This window comes from Zymomonas mobilis, assembly GCF_006715975.1.
Classification (GTDB): domain Bacteria; phylum Pseudomonadota; class Alphaproteobacteria; order Sphingomonadales; family Sphingomonadaceae; genus Zymomonas; species Zymomonas mobilis_B.
In genome coordinates, this window is the sequence record NZ_VFOF01000001.1 from 1,884,838 (window position 1) to 1,902,791 (window position 17,954).

Consider the following 17,954-nt stretch of genomic DNA (forward strand, 5'->3'; position numbering starts at 1 on the left):
TTATTCGCAAAAACAACTTGTCTCTTCACTGTTATATCGGCATTTTCGATTATCATTATAGCAATCGAATATAAGACATCTTTCGTAAATAAATATTTAATTTAGATTGCCGTATTTTTGCAAAAGAAATAAAAATTTTACAAAAATTCGAGAATCAAAGGATCACAACCTTAATATTACCATTATAAAATAAATCTATTCTATAATAAATAGTAATATTTATTATTTTATACCGGAAATATAAATTTTAATCGGATTGTTAAGGAAAGAAAATGAGCGAATTCGCTGAAATCTTAGACGAGACCACGGGATTACAGCCGAATAAAGTCCTGACGGTTGAAAAGGTACAATGGGTAAAGCATTGGAATGACAGGCTGTTTAGCTTTGCGATTTCAAGACCTGGTAGCTTTCGTTTCCGTTCCGGTGAATTCGTGATGATCGGTTTACCCGGTGAAAGCAAGAAGCCGTTGTTGCGCGCTTATTCCGTCGCAAGCCCTTCTTATGCCGAGGAACTGGAATTTCTTTCCATTAAAGTTGAAGATGGCCCGTTAACATCGCATCTTCAGAAAATCAAAGCAGGCGATGAAATCTATTTGGGACGCAAGCCCACCGGCACATTGGTAGCGGACACCTTGCTGCCCGGTAAGCGCCTTTTCCTGTTGGCAACGGGCACCGGATTGGCACCTTTCCTGAGCATTATCCGCGATCCTGATATTTATGATCGTTTCGAAAAAATCATTTTGGTGCATAGTGTTCGCAGAGTAAGCGACCTTGCTTATTATGATGACCTCGTAAACCAGATTGCAGATGATCCTTTGGTTTCTGAAGAAGCTGCGCAGCAGTTCACCTATATTCCAACGGTTACCAGAGAAGAATTTGAACGCACCAGCAGGATCAACACCATGATCGAAGATGGTTCGCTGTTCACTGATCGCGTTGGTTTACCGAAAAAGCTTGATCCTGCCAGTGATCGTTTAATGCTGTGTGGCAGCATGGAAATGATTAAAGATTTTGAAGACATGTTGAATGAGCATGGATTCAAAGAAGGTTCGAATAGCCAACCCGGTGATTTCGTGATCGAACGCGCTTTTGTTGACTAGAATTTAAAAGCAGTTTTCCAGTTAAAAACAGGCCATCGATGATGGCCTGTTTTTTTAGATATACTACATAATAAAAGCCGATCTGGGATATCCAGACCGGCTTTTCTATTTGCTCGATTTAAACGTGATTTTGAGAAATTTTAGGCAGCCGAGCCGTCTATCAATTTCCAGTTGATGAATTCCTGAATACCGAAATGAGACAATTCACGTCCGTAACCAGAATGTTTCACACCACCAAAAGGCAGTTCCGGTGCCGTCCATAATGGTTTGTTGATGGCGACCATGCCGGTTTCGATTTGTTCAGCTACTTCGCGGCCTTTGTCTAGATCCGGCGCAAAGACAGCCCCACCAAGACCATAAGGAGAGTCATTGGCCAATTCGATGGCAGCGGCTTCATCCTTGACCGCATAAACATGTGCAACGGGCCCGAAGAATTCTTCAAAATAGGCCGGATTGTCACGTTTAATATTGGTAAGAATACCGGCTTCCATGAAGGCACCCTTGCCTTTTATGGCTTTACCACCGCAGACCAGTTTTGCCCCGTTCTTTACGGCCTTTTCAACCTGTTCAACGATTTGGTCACGGGCTCCGGTTGATGAAAGAGGCCCCAACTGGGTGGATTCATCCATTGGATCGCCGATTTTGAGCGATTCAAACCGCTGTTTTAGCTTTTCGGTAAAAAGCTCGGCACGTTTTTCGCCGACAATGATGAAGCGCTTGGCTGCACAGCAAACCTGTCCGGCGTTAAACAACCGACCATAGGCTGCTTTTTCAATCAATTTATCGTCAATATCGACCCCATCCAGAACGATAAAGGCATCACTGCCCCCAAGTTCCATGACGGATTTTTTCCACATTTTCCCTGCCTTGGCGGCCAATTCGGCACCAACAGAGGCACTGCCCGTCACCGTGACACCGCGCACCCGAGGATCTTCGATGATCTGGCTGATCTGATCGGGAGAGGCATCAAGATTGGTGTAAATACCTTTTGGTGCGCCCGCTTCTTCTAAAACGGCTTCAAAGGCATGCGCGCTTTGTGGCACAGAGGAAGAATGCTTGACCAACAAAGCATTACCCGCAACCAGATAAGGCCCTGCAATACGGGCAAGCTGGTAATAAGGGAAGTTCCAAGGCTCAATTGCCAAAAGGAGGCCAAGCGGGAATGCCTTGATAACGGCACCCGGTTTTTCTTCTACCTTCTGTGGAGCCAGAAAGGCCGCCCCATTTTTGGCGTAGTAATCAAGAATATCTGCCGACAATTTGACTTCGCCACGAGCTTCTTCAAGCCGCTTACCCATTTCGATGGTCATGAGCTTGGCGTATTTATCAATATCAGAACGGAAAATATCGGCTGCTTTATGAAGCACCTTGCTCCGTTCAGCAATCGTCCGTTGGCTCCAGTCGTTTTTGAAAACCGTCGCCGCCCGATCAACCGCTTCTTTCACCTGAGCATCAGAAAAACTGGGATATTTTTTGACCGTTTCGCCAGTGGCTGGATTGACACTTTCATATGCCATAGGGGAACCTACCTTTCGTATTACTTCAGTTTTGATCAGTATTTCTTTTTAATAAAAAGAAATATCGCCTAATTATCATCTAATTTTTGTGGAAAATGATCTGCATCATTAAAAAAACAGCTAAAATACTCCCTTAAAAAGAGAAATTAGTCGCAATATGCAGGTAAATTAGTTTTCAAAACCGAACTTCATTATTCCTTAACCGGAATAACATGTTGATTATTTCTACATCGGTTATCTAATCAACGAGCCCGAAAGATAATGGTTCCCCTTTTCGAAATTTTTTAAAAATACTGTATAATCAGACCGCCACAGCGCCTTTGATTGGCGGGTAAGGATCGTATCCAGTGACAGCAAAATCGTCGATTGTGTAACCGGTAATACTGTCGGGATGGCTTTTTAACTGTAATGTCGGAAAGCCTCGTGGTGTGCGGCTAAGCTGTTCTTTCATCTGCTCAATATGGTTGCGGTAAATGTGGACGTCCCCGCCTGTCCAAACGAGATCTCCGAGAGCAAGGCCAGCCTGATCGGCAAGCATGGCCTGTAAGGCGGCAGCACCTACCAGATTAAAAGGCAGCCCCAAAAAGACGTCAGCGCTTCTTTGGTAAAGAAGACTGTTCAAGCGGCCATCAGAGGTAACGTGATATTGATAAACCATATGACAAGGCGGCAAGGCCATGTCTTTTAATTCGGCAACATTCCAGCCATGAAATAACATGCGACGACTGGATGGATTGGTTTTCAGGGTTTCGATCAAAGTGGCTATCTGATCATAAACTTGCCCGTCGCTACCTTGCCACCGCCGCCATTGGCGGCCGTAAACAGGCCCGAGATCGCCCCAACGGCGCGCGAAATCATCGTTATCAAGGATACGAGCTTCAAATTCTTTTTTGGTAAGCTTTTCGCCTGTTTCTGCCTGATAATGAGCCAATGGCCAGTCAGTCCAAATAGACACGCCTTGTTCGACCAGAGGTTTAATATTGGTGTCACCAGATAAAAACCACAGCATTTCACGAATAGCTAAACGGTAAGATAATTTTTTAGTTGTCAGAATCGGGATCTGTCCGTTGGAAAGATCAAACCGCATCATGGCGCCAAATAGAGACAGTGTTCCGACTCCGGTGCGATCATTACGCTGATCGCCTTTTTCCAGAATATCCGAGACGAGGCGAAGATATTGATGCTCGGGCAAGTTGTATTTTCCTCTTCTTTAAAGAAAATATTACATAAGTGATATTTTTTTATAATTACTTAGCATAGACAAAATAAAAACAAATATACATTTTAGATATATTGTTAAATTAAATTAAACCCCCTCATGTTTTTTTATTAAAAATTATTTTAATGTAAAAATTTTTACATAAGAAGTAAATAAATTTAATTTTAAATACAGAATATTGAAAATTGATACTTAAGAGACAGTTAAAAATCATTATTAATTTTAAAAAATTTCATTATTTTCTTGCAAAATAGACTGAATGCTGGCTTTCCCATAGATGGAATTTCTGCATCTTGCGTCAGGTCTTTAAAAGGTCTGGCCAAAAAAAAGAACGGATGAGTAACCATGCACTCTAATGGAACAATGCTCCTTTTATATGCATTGGCGTCCATCATCATTCTGATCTTGATGATTGCAAAGTGGCGTCTAAACCCTTTTGTCTCTCTTATTTTAGTTTCCGTTGGTATGGGCGCCGTCACTGGCATGCCTTTAACCAAAGTTTTGTCGGCTTTTCAGGATGGTCTCGGTTCCGGTATCGGATCGACGGCGAGCGTTATCGCACTCGGCACCATGCTGGGTAAGATATTGGCCGAGTCTGGTGGTGCTGAACGTATCGCTAAGACGACCATCGATATCTTTGGCCCCAAACTTATCCACTGGGCTATGCTCGTCATCGCCTTTATCGTGGGTATTCCGATTTTCTATCAGGTCGGTTTTATCCTGTTGATTCCTCTCGTGTTCACCTTGGGACGCGCCAGCGGAATTTCTCTTGTTAAACTGACGATCCCGCTTTGTGCTGGTCTGGCTACCGTTCACGGTCTGCTGCCTCCGCATCCCGGTTCAATGCAGTGCGTTGAAATGCTGCATGCTGACGTTGGTAAGACCATTCTTTATGGTTTCATCGTCGGTTTCCCTGCGGCTATTCTCGCCGGTCCTATCTATGGTAACTGGATTACGCCTCGTATTCATTTGCCTGCCCACAACCCATTTGCAGAAAGCCTTGAAGGCAACAGCGATCAGGACAAAAACCTGCCGGGTTTCTGGCTGACGATCTTCTCGATCTTGCTGCCTGTGTTGCTGATGGTTTTTTCCAGCGGCGCCAATATTTTCCTGCCCCATGGTAACAACGTTCGTGCTTTCATGAACTTCATGGGTGATCCCGTTGTATCCCTGCTTATTGCTTTGCTGGTCAGCATGGTTACCTTGGGCTTTTGGCGTGGTTTCAGCAGTGCTGACATGCTCAAATTCACCAATGACTGCCTTGGCCCAACGGCTGGTATTTTGTTGTTGATCGGTGCCGGTGGCGGATTCAGTGAAATCCTTTATCGTGCCGGTGTCAGTAACGCCATGGCCGATCTCTCCCATGTTATGCATCTGTCCCCGATCATGTTGGGCTTTATCATTGCGGCGGTTATCCGCGTTGCAACCGGCTCACAGACCGTTGCCATGTCGATGTCCGGCGGTATGTTAGCGCCTATCATTTTCAGCACCCCGAGCTTCCATAGCCCTGAATTGCTGGTTCTTTCGATCGGTGCAGGTTCGTCCATTCTTTCCCATGTGAATGATGGTGCTTTCTGGCTGTTAAAAGAATACCTCAATATGACGGTCAGCCAGACCTTCAAAACTTGGACGGTTTCTGTCACCATCGCTTCAATCGCTGCTCTGATCCTTACCTTCGGGCTTCAGTTACTGGGTCTTTAATTTTGGGGAAGGAAGGCTTTTTCAAACAAGGCCTTTCTTCCGTAAAAAAGACCTTTTATGCTCGGAAAAAGAACAGAACTTCTGTTAGACTAGTAAAAAGGAATGCGTCATGATTATCGTTGTTATGGGCGTTTCAGGTTGTGGTAAAAGCACCGTCGGTGCCGATCTTGCCAAGCATCTCCATTGCGATTTCCAAGATGCTGACGATTTTCATCCACAGGCTAATAAAGATAAAATGTCGCAGGGTATCCCCCTGACTGATGAAGACCGTTGGCCATGGTTGCGCGCTATCCGCGACTATATGGACAAAGAAAAAGCAGCCGGACATGATGTTGTCTTTGCCTGCTCTGCTTTGAAAAAAGTCTATCGTGACCTGTTAAATGACAAGCATGATGTTCACTTTGTCTACCTGCAGGGTAGCGAACAGTTGATTGCTGATCGTTTGGCACATCGTTCCAGCCATTTCTTCAATCCGAAACTGCTGCACAGCCAGTTTGAAACGCTTGAAGAACCGACGGCTGATGAAGGTGCTTTTTCGGTTGATATCCGCAACGATCCAGACGCGATTGTCGAAATCGTCAAAAAAGAATTGCCGAACTGGAAATAACTTTTTCAGTCCAAGCTTTCAAAAAAAGCCGCCTGTAAAGGCGGCTTTTTTTATAGACGTTCCAAAATTTTAACCGAATTTTTGTTATCGCAAAAACCGCTATTAATTACCAGAAGCAGTGCCGTTTTTTGAGGAATCCTCGGCGGATGGTGCTGATGGCAACGGTGCGGAATTAACGGGCTTATTTGCCTGTTCTGGAGGATCTTCATGGCTTCCGACATCATCTGATGGAACGGTTAGCTTGTCATCCTGTGAAGTCGCAGCAGCCGGAACCTTGGGATGGGAATCATCCGTGGTGTTTATGGCCGCATCAACCGTATCATTTTCAGGATTCTGTAAATGCACCTGCGTAAAGGCTTGTGGATAATGCTCTTTGATGAGGTGGTAGGCACGGCTATACCATTTTGAACCGGGGAAGTTGGCACCCAAAACAGCCGCGGCATTACGGGCTTCGACACGTAAACCAAGTGCCAGATAGGATTCCGTCAAACGTTCCAAGGCCTCAGGCACGTAAGTCGTCGTTTGGTATTCATCAATGACGCGCCGAAATCGCAGAGTGGCAGCCAGCCAGAGATGGCTTTGTTCATAAAAACGGCCAATCGCCATTTCTTTTCCGCCCAAATGGTCATGAACCAAATCCATTTTTAATCGGGCATCAGCGGCATAGGCACTATCCGGATAACGCCGGATAAGATCATTCATGGAATCAAGGGCTAGCTGGGTCGTATGCTGATCGTGGTTAACATCCTGAATCTGTTCATAATTATCCATCATGATCAGATACATCGCATAAGGCGCATCTTTGTTACCTGTATGGATAGATAAAAAGCGCTGTGCCGAGGCAATGGATGCCGAATAATTATGGTCCCGATAATTACAAAACGCACTCATCAACTGGGCACGCCGCGCCCAGATCGAATAAGGATGCTGGCGCTCTACTTCGTCAAAAAAAGCCGCAGCAGCCTTGTATTGGCTGTTATCCAGACTTTGTTTGGCGGCATTATAAAGCGTATCCACATCCCGTGCGACATAACGGGTATCGGTCTTTTTTTTACCCCGACCAGCACAGCCAGCCATGGGCAAAATCGCAATAGCGGTCAAAGCTATTACCAAGGAACGAGAAAATTTTGAGGCCATATTCTGCCTCTATAATATTTTTTCGTTTAAGGAAACGGGACTCTTTCATTCACAGACGGTATTTTAACAGAAAAAGAGCGCTTTTGAGCTTGAAACGGACACATATTAAAATGCTAAAATAGCCGTTTCCATGAAAAATAATTATAGAATTAAAATTTTTAGCATGGCTATCGGATTAGAAAACAACAACTCAAGACCGGATATTCTCTGGTAGAACAAAAATATCCGGTATCTTGGTCTCAAAAAATTATATTTTCAGGTTATTTACTAAACCCCGATGGGGCGGGATCAATCACGTTAATACCGTCAGCAGAAACCTTTTGTATGGCTAGAGCATGTTCGGAAACGCCCTGATTATTAAAGCGGAAAGCGCCGTCGATGCCCATAAATCCATTGGGAGCAAACAGCTTCTTTTCAGGGAAATCACCATCAGACGGCCAGTTGGGTGAAATGCGAGCGGCTAATAATACCGCATCATATCCGAGGCTAGCCAAACGAGGAGGATTAACCCCGTAACGGGCTTTATATTTTACAGATAACTGACGAAACATACTGTCAGGGACAGAGGCGAACCAAGCATCATAAAGAGCTGGAACATTTTTCAGCGTATTGTCATTTGACCATAATTCATTCCCCAATATCTGGGGTTTCACGCCGTCTTTCTTGGGCAATAAGGGTGCTACCATTCGCGCGATCCGAGAAGAATCGGCAATCAAAACGGCATCATAATCCTGCCCCAGTTTGGTAACAGCATCGCTAATTTCTTGAGGTGTGCGATTGTAATTAGCCATCGCGGCTACGCTACCACCGCTCGCGGCAACAGTGCGGAGCAAGGAAGCCGAGGCTTTCCGTCCATAAACGCCATTCGGGAGCAGCGCTGCAAAGCGAGATAATTTGTGATCCAAGGCGTATTTAACGACACGTTGAACACCGGGCCCAACGGTAAAGCTCATCGTATAAACGCCATTTCCGGCAATTGTGCTGTCATTGGAGAAGGTAATCATCGGGATATGCGCATTACGGGCAATCGGTGCCATTGCGCGAATATCACCGGAAAGAACGGGCCCTAGAATGAGTTTATTCCCGTCAGCAATCGCCTTGTTAACGGCAGCGACGGCACCCTTGGCACTATCGTAATAAGTGATTTTGATGCCTGTATGACGGTCGGCAATATCAGACACAGCCATTTGAGCGCTGTTCGCGATAGATTGGCCAATATTAGCAAAAGAACCCGATAAAGGGACAATGACCGCGACAGAATGCACAGCCTGTGCACGGGGCGCGTTAGGTGATTCCGAGTTATTAGAAAAAGAAGAATTATCCGCAGTCTGGTCTCGGTCAGACTGTTTTTCTATGGATGAAGAAGTGGGTGTATTGGAAGAGGCTGTTTTAGGATGAGATCCGGAAGAACCACCGCAGGCCGTTAACGTGGCGGTTAACAACAAACCGGATAAAAAAAGCATATTTTTTTTAAGCCGGTAGCGAAAAACATTCATATTGACCTCATTCTTTTATACATTGCGGTGGGGGCCTCTCCTCTGCCATGACAAGAGACTATGACTTTACCTGTTCAAGATAACGCCCAAGATATCCAACCCGACAAATTACAGCCCGGTTTGTATATCGTTGCGACCCCGATCGGCAATCTTTCTGATTTATCTTTAAGAGCTGCTGACATTTTGAAAAGAGCAGACCTTATTGCTGTAGAAGATAGTCGGGTAACTGCCAAATTATTACAGCATATGGGTATTAAGCGACCGATGATCGCCTATCACGACCATAATGCGGATTATTTAAGACCACAACTTTTACCCCGCCTGAACCATGAAGCGATTGCTTTAGTATCGGATGCGGGCACCCCATTGATTTCTGACCCCGGATTTAAACTGGTTCGTGATGCGCGCCAAGCGGGCGCTTATGTCACCACCATTCCAGGGGCTTGTGCAGCCGTTGCAGCGCTGACTCTGTCCGGCCTTCCCTCGGATCGTTTTCTGTTTGTCGGCTTTTTGCCACCGAAAGAAAATGCCCGAAAAAAAGCACTGACGGAAATAGCGGCTATTTCAGCCACATTGATTTTTTACGAAACCAGTCCAAGGCTGGTATCGGTATTGACCAGTTTGCAAGAAATTTTAGGTAATCGTGAAGCGGCCGTTGTCCGCGAAATCACCAAAAAATTTGAAGAATGTCAGACGGCACCGCTTTCGGAATTAATTACCCATTATGAGCAAAAGCCCCCCAAGGGCGAATTGGTTATTCTGGTGTCACCCGCCGATAAGAAAGCCGAAATAGGGCAAGATGAGGTCATCTCTCTGCTTCAGGCGGCGCTGGTAGACCATCCTGTCGGGAAAGCGGCGGCTTTGGTTGCCAAACAGACCGGATTATCACGCCAAGATTTGTATGATCAGGCGATGCATCTACGCCAGCAATCTTCGGCTGATGAATAAGAGCCGATATTTAAAAAGAAAAAAGGCAGAAAAGCTAGGTCGGCTAGGCGAGGTAATAGCGGTCTGGTGGTTAAGGTTGCATGGATGGCATATTGTTGAGCATGGTCGACGTGTTAAAACCCGATTAGGTGAAGTCGATATTATTGCCAGACGGGGTAAATGCCTAAATTTTATAGAGGTAAAAACACGGAGATCGAAAGAAGAACTGGATCGAGCGATTGATTATGCGCGCCTAAAACGGGTTGCTGCCGCAGCCCGTTATCTAGCGCCTCGCTTCATGCAGCCTGAAGACGATGTGACAATAGATGTTATCTTGTGGCAGCCATGGCATTGGCCACGTCATCTTCGAAATGTTTGGCATGAAAATTGACTATAAACAAAATACAGACATTTATTTTGTGATTTTTCACATAAAAAATTTAAAAAAATAGCCTGACGCAGAAAAACCCGTCAGGCTAGATTATAAAAATAGAAAGCGATTAAAGGCTATTTGCCTCGTGAGCCACGGGCAATAGAATCTGCAATAGCCGCACTTTTTTTCATTTCAGCATTTTGCTTTTCAAGCTGATTTTTCTCGTTTTCTTTCTCTTCAGCTTCTTTTTTTTCTTTATTCTCTGGTTCGAGCACATTGCTCGGCGAGAGTTCTTTTACAGCTTTATGATACTGGTTATCATATTGTTCGTTGATAGATGGATCAGAAGGACGGTCGCCATCTTTAATATGTGCCGTCATCGGTGTCGTCATGCCCGTTGCCATGGCATCAGACATAATCTGGCTATCTTTAGATGTTTTGCCGTAACCTTGTTTAGATAGATCGGCAGTGCCTTTATCAATGACCTTGTCTTTCGGCAATTGTTTGGTCATCGCCTTGGTACCATCATCCGGCATACTGATAGGCTTTTCAGGAGCGGGTGCGCTGCTTAAAGGCCCGATTTCTGGCCCCGGTGGAACCGTGTTGGTTAACGGTTCCGTCTGCTCCATTTCTTTCGGAGTTAACGGGGTTTTATGATCAGCCTGATTTTGATCAGCTTTTTTATGATGATCAGAACAACCGGTAACAACGACCCCTGCGGCTAAGGCCATCGCTATTAACCTGTGCATATTCATAGCTGGAGAACGCCCCTATATAAAAAATAACAAGAATTTTGCTGTGCCATAATCAATTATTGTTGGATTGTCCCTGAACAGATTGCGCGATCGTTTCGATTTTTTGCGCCAGTAACTCGTCCCATTTATAAGGATCATTTCTGAAGCTGAGCGCATTTTCACCGTTACCGAAGGCTGTCCAGTAGAACAGGAAGACCGCAACAGGTTGTTTTAACCGAACGCGCTCGGTTTCGTTTTTGTCAATTTCACTGCGCAATCGATCGCCTGTCCATGCAGGATCGGCTGAAAGCAGTCGTTCCCCTAGGGCAACAGGATGTTCAAGGCGGATACAACCATGACTTTCAAGACGGCTAAAGCGGCTAAATGCGCCGCGGCCTGGCGTATCATGGAGATAAACAGAATAGTTATTCGCAAAATCGAATTTCAACTGACCAAGAGAATTTCTGGGGCCTGGTTTTTGTTGTAACCGTTGGCCCTGCCCATTTTCCCCGATAATTTTAAAGCCAGCCGACTGAAGATAACCCGGATGGGCTTTTTCTTTTGGCCATAATTCTTTTTTCGCAATGGAATCAGGCACATTCCAAGGTGGATTAATAACCAAGCTGTAGATGGTTGAACGCAGCATCGGCGTTTCATTACCTGGCCGACCTGTCACACTTTTCATCGACATGACAGGCTGATTTTTTTCAAACAGGGTCAAAACCGCAGCCGCGACATTCACCTGAATCCGATTTTCCGGCAAGTTGCGGGGAAGCCAGCGCCAACGTTCCATATTCGCCATAATCTGATGAATTCGGAATTTAACGGATTGGTTCAAGGCTTCAACCGTTTGTCCAGAGACAACGCCGCTTGGGTTTAATCCGTAACGTTGTTGCGCCCGCCGAACGGCCGCTTTCAAACTGGCATCGAAATGGGATGAACCCGTATCCTCTAGCTCTTTATCTTCGATAGCGAGGCGCTTGCGAAGCGTTTTTACCCGCACACCTTCACTACCAACAGTTAAATCTGCCCCAACTGGAATAATCGGCCAGCCACCTTTTTCAGCGATTAAACGATAGTAAATCAAGCCGTTTTTTAGACCTGCATAACCAGAATAAGGCGGTGCTAAATTAGCGGCCCATTCGCCCAAGCTGTTATTATTGATAGCATTTTTAAAATCCGGCCATGGATCATAAAAATCTGGTTTCATACCCCAGTTTTTATCGAAATCATTGGAAGAAAGCCGCCCACTATGAATAGCACGAGCGTAATCAAGGCTAGCCGCGATTAAGCTATCCCCGCTGAGATGATGCGCGCCAGCATCTTTTTTCTCACCAATCAGACCATCATCCCCTGCCCTATCGAGCAGATGATTGAGAAAAGCCGTCTGTTTTTCGGTTAAATTCAGACTTTCACGACGGGATGGCTGGGCCGCATTATGCGCCGTGGCCGTCTGCCCATTACCTGTTGCGGTCGTATTCGACTGAAGGGTTACTTGACCTTCAGTCGTATTACCTTGCGCAAAAGCAGGTATGGCTGACAAGAGGCAGGCTGGAAACAGAAAAGATTGATATAAACATTTGTGCTTCACCTGCTTTGGTCCCCTATTTGATGTCAGCACAACGCTTCCACGATCATTAAAATAGTGCATTTAAAAAAAACGAAAAATCAATGATTTATCCATCGATTTTGCATTCAATACTCGGTTAATTTTCTTTATTAAGTAAATAATCTTCTGTCTAGAGAATAGCCAATAGAAATAAACGCCGCCCTATTTTATCTTCGCTTCTGTGGCTTTAACGACGAAACCACTGCTTTTGGGCAAAATAAAGCGTAATAACAACGGCTATTAGAATACAAATCGCGATGACACCGTTAAATGCCCAAGGGGCATTGGCATAGGGAATGCCCGAGACATTCATACCGAGTAAGCCGGTTAAAAAGGTCAAAGGTAAAAATATTAAAGCCACAATAGAAAGTAATAAGCCACGCGTATCTATTTGTTCAGAGCGAAGATCAGTTAATTGTTCATGTAATAACGCTGCCCGTTCCCGAATAGCTTCGAGTTCTTCTGCCATACGGGCGAAACAGTCAGCGGCACTATGTAAATGAATACGGTCATCATCAGCGAGCCACGGCAAATGAGAATTAGCCATCGTTTCAAGCGCTTGACGTTGTGGCGTAGCAAAACGACGATAGCTGATCGCTTGCGAACGGACAGACGCAATGATGCGCCGCATTTCCCAAGCATCGTCTGAACTAAGGCGGGCTTCGCAGCTATCGACACGATCCCCCAAGGCCGCCACCACGGGATCAAGTGTATCGGATACTTTTTCAGCGATTAAGGCAATAAGATCGCCCGGATCATGAATTGCCCCGCTGTCCATAGCATCGACAATAGAGTTATTAGCCGCCAGCTCATCAAAGCAGACCGAAATAACAACGGAATGTTCGACCCATAAACGGATTGAGATCAATCCGTCAGGATCATCCTTTGGTGTAATGCCAAGACCACGAAGGTTAATTAAGGCGCCGGTATCGATAATTTGGAAACGTGGGCGCGTTTCAACCGCACTTAAAGCCGAGATAGTCGGCTCTATAATCTTAGTATGACTTCTGAGCCATTCAGCGACTTTATCTGGACTGTCTTGCAGGCGAATCCAGATAAAGCTGTCACTGCTGTCATAGGGGAGAAAGGTAGAAAGCTTATCGATATTGATAATATCGACGGTTCCGTCTTTTTTTAAAAGATAAGCTTTGATTTCCATGATGCGCCCCGTGACAAAGATCAGCCTTCTTTGCCAACCTCTGTGGCGAGGCCATCATGTATCAAGAAAAGAAGGCTTAATCCGTTAGATTAAAAATTTTGACGATGCAGATATTCTCTGACCGCAGGGCCTATATCGGGCCTTTCCAAGGCTAAAGCAACATTGGCCTGAATAAATCCGGCTTTATCACCGCAATCATGCCGGATGCCGCCGAAGCGACAAGCATGGAAAGGTTGCTTTCCGATAAGCTGTGCCATGGAATCCGTTAACTGGATTTCGCCACCGACACCGCGATTATCCTGTGCCAATAAGTCCATAATTTCGGGCTGAAGAATATAACGTCCCGTCATAGCTAAACGCGACGGCGCTTTTTCTGGTTTTTCAACCAATCCCTTGACTTCCGTGACATCGCCATCCGTCTTGCCTGGATCAATAATACCGTAACGATGGGTGTGTTCTTCGGGAACTTCCATCACCGTGACGACATTGCCACCTTTTTCATTATAGGTATCGACCAACTGCGCTAAGCTAGGTTTTTCCGGATTCCAGAGCAATTCATCGGGCAAGAGAACCGCAAAAGGTTCGTCACCGATGAGATCACGAGCACACCAGACAGCATGCCCCAAGCCAAGAGGCTCTTGCTGGCGGATAAAGCAGGCGCGCCCCGGAGCGACCCGCGTCCCTTCCAGCAATTCCAGCATGGCTGTTTTGCCTTTGGAAACAAGAGAAGATTCTAACTCATAAGCGATATCGAAATAATCTTCGATGGCCTGCTTACCGCGCCCCGTGACAAAGATCAGTTCTTCAATACCGGCTGCCCGTGCCTCATCAACAGCATATTGTATCAAAGGTCGGTCAACGACCGGCAACATTTCCTTGGGCATCGCCTTGGTCGCAGGAAGGAATCGAGTGCCTTGGCCTGCAACAGGGAAAATTGCTTTACGGACAGGTTTCATAAAAAAACTTTTCTGCTGTTAGAATTAGACAATTCAAAAAAGATAGTCCGCTATTTTGTAGGCGGACTCTTTTGAAGAACGCAAGACTAATCATAAAAGTTTCGAATGAATATAAGCTGATAGCCTACAACCATTCCGGTTTTTGTTCATCCCGCATCAAATCTTCGACAGATTGTCTTTTCCGGATCAGAGAAGATTTATCGCCAGAGACCATCACTTCTGCAACCAGAGGACGAGAATTATAAACGCTGGCCATGGTTGCCCCATAGGCACCCGCAGACATGAGCGCCATAAGGTCATCCGCCTTTACAGTTGGGATATGGCGGTTGCGGGCAAAGATGTCTCCCGTTTCGCAAACAGGTCCAACAATATCAGCATGATAATAGTCAACGGCAGGCGTGACCGCTTTTATCTCATGATAGGCATCATAAAGCGTTGGGCGAACCAGATCATTCATCGCCGCATCAAGGATAACAAAACGGGCAGTCTTGCTTTCTTTGACACGGATAACCTTTGATAACAGAAGACCAGCATTCGCAATGAGTGACCGCCCCGGTTCAAAAATCAGGCGACAATTCCAGCCTTTGGTCACGCGCTTGATCATTTCGCCATAAGCTTCAATGCTGGGCGGTTCGGGTTGATCGTCCTTATACCGAACCCCTAAACCACCGCCAAGATCCGCCGTTTCGATGGGATGACCAGCTTTTTCCAAAGCCACAATGATTTCGTGAATACGCTGTGCTGCCGCTTCAAAAGGCGCAAGATCGGTAATTTGGCTACCGATATGGCTAGCGATTCCTTGTATTTTTAAAGACGGGTAGCAGGCTACTTTTTCATAAGCTGATAAGGCTTGTTCGGCAGCGATTCCGAATTTTGTATCGGCCTTCCCCGTGGCGATTTTAGCATGCGTATGCGCATCGACATCGGGATTAATCCGCAAGGCAACCGGTGCAACTTTGCCCAAGGAAGCTGCGACCTCTGCTAACATTTCGATTTCGGGAACGGATTCTATATTGAATTGCCCAATACCGATTTTCAGCGCGTATTCCATTTCTTCGGCGGTTTTTCCAACGCCAGAGAAAACAATCCGTTCGGGCGGAATACCCGCAGTAACGGCACGCTGGATTTCTCCGGCAGAAACGACATCAGCGCCCAAACCTTCGGCAGCAAAACTTGCCAAGATCGCTTGGGATGGATTGGCTTTTACAGCAAAAGCAATCAGCGCTTTGCCTTTTCCTGCACCATCCAAAGCGTTGGTGAAACGGCGCGCGCGCTCGGTCAGATAAGCATGTGAATACACATAGCAAGGCGTCCCATATCGAGCGGCAATTTCAGGAAGCGGAATATCTTCGACACAAAGGGTGCCGTTTTTCATCGAAAAAGGGATCATTGCTTATAACTTTTCTAACGGGGCGGAAGATCGAAATAGTCTTCTGTCCGAACGGTCGAATGTAACAGAATGTCTTGTGTACGTCCCGGTCGCGCCTGACTGGGCGGGTTCATCAAATCCTGTCGATCGGGCATTACGCGCGCGGTTTCCGGTTTCACAGGGGGAGAATGACCGGGCGGCATGGAAAGCGTACCACGCTGACCACAGCCACCCAGCATCAAAGCCGCTGGCATCAATCCCAGCGAGAAAACCGAAAAGCGGAAGAAGGCACGCATCAATGTAACCCTAAGGCCTGTTTGGCATCTTTGATGCGAAGACGAACCTGATCGGGGGCAGTTCCGCCATAGCTGCGACGAGAGGCAACGGAAGCATCAACCGAAAGCACAGCCTTCACAGATTCATTGATACGAGGATCAATGGCATTCAGATCATCAATAGATAGCGCATCCAAAGCGACACCCTGGGTTTCTGCCAAACGCACAGCTGAACCCGTAATATGATGAGCCTCGCGGAAGGGAATACCTGCCTGACGAACCAGCCAATCGGCCAAATCAGTGGCAGTTGAGAAACCAGCTTCGGCGGTTTTTCTCATCTTTTCAGGAATAAAAGTAAGCGTTTCAATCATACCCGTCATAGCGGCAAGGGCTAAAGACAGAAGATCATGTGCTTCAAAAACGGGCGGTTTATCGTCTTGCATATCTTTTGAATAAGCAAGTGGTAAGCCCTTCATCGTCATGACCAAGGCATTCATACAACCGGCAATGCGTCCGCTATGTCCGCGCACCAATTCAGCCGCATCAGGATTACGCTTTTGCGGCATGATGGATGAACCGGTGGAATAGGCATCAGGCAAAGAAACAAAACCGTAAGGCTGGCTTGCCCAGATAATAATTTCTTCTGCCAAACGAGATAAATGGATCGCCGTTTGGGTCGCCGACATCAGATAATCTAAAGCAAAATCGCGGTCTGAGACGGAATCCAACGAATTAGCGGTAGGTGCATCAAAGCCCAGCGCTTCAGCTGTTTGATGACGATCAATACCAAAACCGGTACCCGCCAAAGCAGCCGCGCCCAAGGGGCATTGGTTTAACCGTTTACGGGCGTCGTAAAAACGCGAACGATCGCGGGTAATCATCTCGTAATAGGCCATGAGATGATGCCCCAGCGTGATCGGTTGGGCGATCTGTAAATGGGTAAAGCCCGGCATGACAGTTGCGGCATGTTCTTCCGCCCGATTGACCAAAGCCATTTGGAGCGCGGTAAGCCCTTTATCTACCATATCAATGGCATCACGAACCCATAATTTGAAATCGGTAGCGACCTGATCATTACGAGAGCGCGCCGTATGTAAACGACCAGCCGCCGCGCCGATTAGATCAGCGAGGCGTTTTTCCGTAACCATATGGATATCTTCAAGAGACCAATCTTCCGGCACACCTTTTTCAGCATATTCGGCAGCAATCTGGTTAAGGCCTTCAAGAATTTTTTGGCCATCTTCAGCCGTGACAATGTTACGGGAGACCAACATTTTCAGATGTGCCTTGGAACCGGCAATATCCTGCTGCCATAATCTCTTATCAAACGGGATGGATGCATTGATTTCCCGCATGATCGCTGTTGGCCCTTCGGAAAAACGGCCACCCCACATCGCATTCGAATCTGTCTGACGCTCAGTAATCATCTGTCTCCCGACTGGGTCATTATCCTGAATTTACCGTGATGAAGGTAAAACAGCCATAATTATTCAGTAATATAATCGCCTATATCCATGGCCATAATGCAAAACACAACTGATTTTAAGCGATAATCCGGCTCTGTCTGGATAGTATCCAGAAAATTATAATATCATTATGGCAGAGAAAAATATCTGAATAATATAATCTTTTCAGATGCGCCTTTTATAGAAGGCAGATTCAAGAAATGAAGTGATGGTTGCATCCATCACGCCTTTATTTGAGCGGCAGCCCAATCAAGAAGATATAGAAAAACGGTGCATCAGAATATCCGACACACCGTTTTTTCAATTCTT

General features: G+C 46.0%; 16 protein-coding genes. 5 read left to right on the forward strand and 11 right to left on the reverse strand.

What is annotated here, in order from left to right:
- Positions 1–272 precede the first annotated feature (272 nt).
- Entirely contained in the window at positions 273–1,100 is an 828-nt protein-coding gene (locus FBY58_RS08240) for a ferredoxin--NADP reductase (RefSeq protein ID WP_141920484.1), read from the forward strand.
- 140 nt (positions 1,101–1,240) lie between these two features.
- Here FBY58_RS08240 and FBY58_RS08245 read toward each other — a convergent pair whose 3' ends face one another.
- Entirely contained in the window at positions 1,241–2,617 is a 1,377-nt protein-coding gene (locus FBY58_RS08245; protein WP_141920485.1) for an NAD-dependent succinate-semialdehyde dehydrogenase, read from the reverse strand.
- A 301-nt stretch (positions 2,618–2,918) separates the two neighbouring features.
- Complete coding sequence (thyA, locus tag FBY58_RS08250; protein ID WP_141920486.1) at positions 2,919–3,809, reverse strand: thymidylate synthase; 891 nt, start codon at positions 3,807–3,809, stop codon at positions 2,919–2,921.
- 390 nt (positions 3,810–4,199) lie between these two features.
- Here thyA and FBY58_RS08255 point away from each other — a divergent pair, with 390 nt between their 5' ends.
- Positions 4,200–5,537, forward strand: coding sequence for a GntP family permease (locus tag FBY58_RS08255; RefSeq protein WP_260432161.1), 1,338 nt, complete (start codon positions 4,200–4,202; stop codon positions 5,535–5,537).
- A 109-nt stretch (positions 5,538–5,646) separates the two neighbouring features.
- Positions 5,647–6,144: a gluconokinase gene (locus FBY58_RS08260; protein ID WP_141920488.1), complete on the forward strand. Its 498-nt coding sequence runs from the start codon at positions 5,647–5,649 to the stop codon at positions 6,142–6,144.
- A gap of 102 nt (positions 6,145–6,246) precedes the next feature.
- Here FBY58_RS08260 and FBY58_RS08265 read toward each other — a convergent pair whose 3' ends face one another.
- Together FBY58_RS08265 and FBY58_RS08270 are read right to left on the reverse strand one after the other, a co-directional pair.
- Positions 6,247–7,281 carry an outer membrane protein assembly factor BamD gene (locus FBY58_RS08265; protein ID WP_141920489.1) on the reverse strand — a complete coding sequence of 345 codons (1,035 nt, stop codon included), beginning with the start codon at positions 7,279–7,281 and terminating at the stop codon, positions 6,247–6,249.
- 260 nt (positions 7,282–7,541) lie between these two features.
- A complete protein-coding gene (locus FBY58_RS08270) occupies positions 7,542–8,744 on the reverse strand; it encodes a penicillin-binding protein activator (RefSeq protein ID WP_260432162.1) in 1,203 nt (400 codons plus the stop codon).
- Positions 8,745–8,837: 93 nt separating this feature from the next.
- On the opposite strand from FBY58_RS08270, the gene rsmI reads away from it, so the two are divergent.
- Both rsmI and FBY58_RS08280 read left to right on the forward strand, forming a co-directional pair.
- The gene (gene rsmI / locus FBY58_RS08275) at positions 8,838–9,725 is read left to right on the forward strand and encodes a 16S rRNA (cytidine(1402)-2'-O)-methyltransferase (protein ID WP_141920491.1); all 888 of its coding nucleotides are present in this window, start codon (positions 8,838–8,840) and stop codon (positions 9,723–9,725) included.
- On the forward strand, positions 9,718–10,095 hold the full coding sequence (locus tag FBY58_RS08280) for a YraN family protein (RefSeq protein ID WP_141920492.1): 378 nt from the start codon (positions 9,718–9,720) through the stop codon (positions 10,093–10,095). Before rsmI ends, FBY58_RS08280 begins: the two co-directional genes overlap by 8 nt.
- A gap of 116 nt (positions 10,096–10,211) precedes the next feature.
- Here the strand turns inward: FBY58_RS08280 and FBY58_RS08285 are convergent, their stop codons facing one another.
- From FBY58_RS08285 to argH, 7 genes are all read right to left on the reverse strand, one after another.
- Positions 10,212–10,826, reverse strand: a complete 615-nt coding sequence (locus FBY58_RS08285) for a hypothetical protein (RefSeq protein ID WP_260432163.1) — start codon at positions 10,824–10,826, stop codon at positions 10,212–10,214.
- A gap of 58 nt (positions 10,827–10,884) precedes the next feature.
- On the reverse strand, positions 10,885–12,402 hold the full coding sequence (locus FBY58_RS08290) for a L,D-transpeptidase family protein (RefSeq protein ID WP_141920493.1): 1,518 nt from the start codon (positions 12,400–12,402) through the stop codon (positions 10,885–10,887).
- A gap of 205 nt (positions 12,403–12,607) precedes the next feature.
- Positions 12,608–13,579 carry a zinc transporter ZntB gene (locus FBY58_RS08295; protein WP_141920494.1) on the reverse strand — a complete coding sequence of 324 codons (972 nt, stop codon included), beginning with the start codon at positions 13,577–13,579 and terminating at the stop codon, positions 12,608–12,610.
- Positions 13,580–13,668: 89 nt separating this feature from the next.
- Positions 13,669–14,535 carry a UTP--glucose-1-phosphate uridylyltransferase GalU gene (galU, locus tag FBY58_RS08300; RefSeq protein WP_141920495.1) on the reverse strand — a complete coding sequence of 289 codons (867 nt, stop codon included), beginning with the start codon at positions 14,533–14,535 and terminating at the stop codon, positions 13,669–13,671.
- Positions 14,536–14,659: 124 nt separating this feature from the next.
- The gene (gene lysA / locus FBY58_RS08305; RefSeq protein ID WP_141920496.1) at positions 14,660–15,925 is read right to left on the reverse strand and encodes a diaminopimelate decarboxylase; all 1,266 of its coding nucleotides are present in this window, start codon (positions 15,923–15,925) and stop codon (positions 14,660–14,662) included.
- Positions 15,926–15,939: 14 nt separating this feature from the next.
- The gene (locus FBY58_RS08310) at positions 15,940–16,200 is read right to left on the reverse strand and encodes a hypothetical protein (RefSeq protein ID WP_141920497.1); all 261 of its coding nucleotides are present in this window, start codon (positions 16,198–16,200) and stop codon (positions 15,940–15,942) included.
- Positions 16,200–17,573, reverse strand: coding sequence for an argininosuccinate lyase (argH, locus tag FBY58_RS08315; RefSeq protein WP_185738200.1), 1,374 nt, complete (start codon positions 17,571–17,573; stop codon positions 16,200–16,202). The genes FBY58_RS08310 and argH overlap by 1 nt, the downstream gene beginning before the upstream one ends.
- Positions 17,574–17,954: the final 381 nt, after the last annotated feature.

Coding starts and splice junctions, on each gene's coding strand:
- FBY58_RS08240 (WP_141920484.1), top strand. CDS start 273: ATGAGCGAATTCGCTGAAATCTTAGACGAGACCACGGGATTACAGCCG.
- FBY58_RS08245 (WP_141920485.1), bottom strand. CDS start 2,617: ATGGCATATGAAAGTGTCAATCCAGCCACTGGCGAAACGGTCAAAAAA.
- FBY58_RS08255 (WP_260432161.1), top strand. CDS start 4,200: ATGCTCCTTTTATATGCATTGGCGTCCATCATCATTCTGATCTTGATG.
- FBY58_RS08260 (WP_141920488.1), top strand. CDS start 5,647: ATGATTATCGTTGTTATGGGCGTTTCAGGTTGTGGTAAAAGCACCGTC.
- FBY58_RS08265 (WP_141920489.1), bottom strand. CDS start 7,281: ATGGCCTCAAAATTTTCTCGTTCCTTGGTAATAGCTTTGACCGCTATT.
- FBY58_RS08270 (WP_260432162.1), bottom strand. CDS start 8,744: ATGCTTTTTTTATCCGGTTTGTTGTTAACCGCCACGTTAACGGCCTGC.
- rsmI (WP_141920491.1), top strand. CDS start 8,838: ATGACTTTACCTGTTCAAGATAACGCCCAAGATATCCAACCCGACAAA.
- FBY58_RS08280 (WP_141920492.1), top strand. CDS start 9,718: ATGAATAAGAGCCGATATTTAAAAAGAAAAAAGGCAGAAAAGCTAGGT.
- FBY58_RS08285 (WP_260432163.1), bottom strand. CDS start 10,826: ATGCACAGGTTAATAGCGATGGCCTTAGCCGCAGGGGTCGTTGTTACC.
- FBY58_RS08295 (WP_141920494.1), bottom strand. CDS start 13,579: ATGGAAATCAAAGCTTATCTTTTAAAAAAAGACGGAACCGTCGATATT.
- galU (WP_141920495.1), bottom strand. CDS start 14,535: ATGAAACCTGTCCGTAAAGCAATTTTCCCTGTTGCAGGCCAAGGCACT.
- lysA (WP_141920496.1), bottom strand. CDS start 15,925: ATGATCCCTTTTTCGATGAAAAACGGCACCCTTTGTGTCGAAGATATT.
- FBY58_RS08310 (WP_141920497.1), bottom strand. CDS start 16,200: ATGCGTGCCTTCTTCCGCTTTTCGGTTTTCTCGCTGGGATTGATGCCA.
- argH (WP_185738200.1), bottom strand. CDS start 17,573: ATGTGGGGTGGCCGTTTTTCCGAAGGGCCAACAGCGATCATGCGGGAA.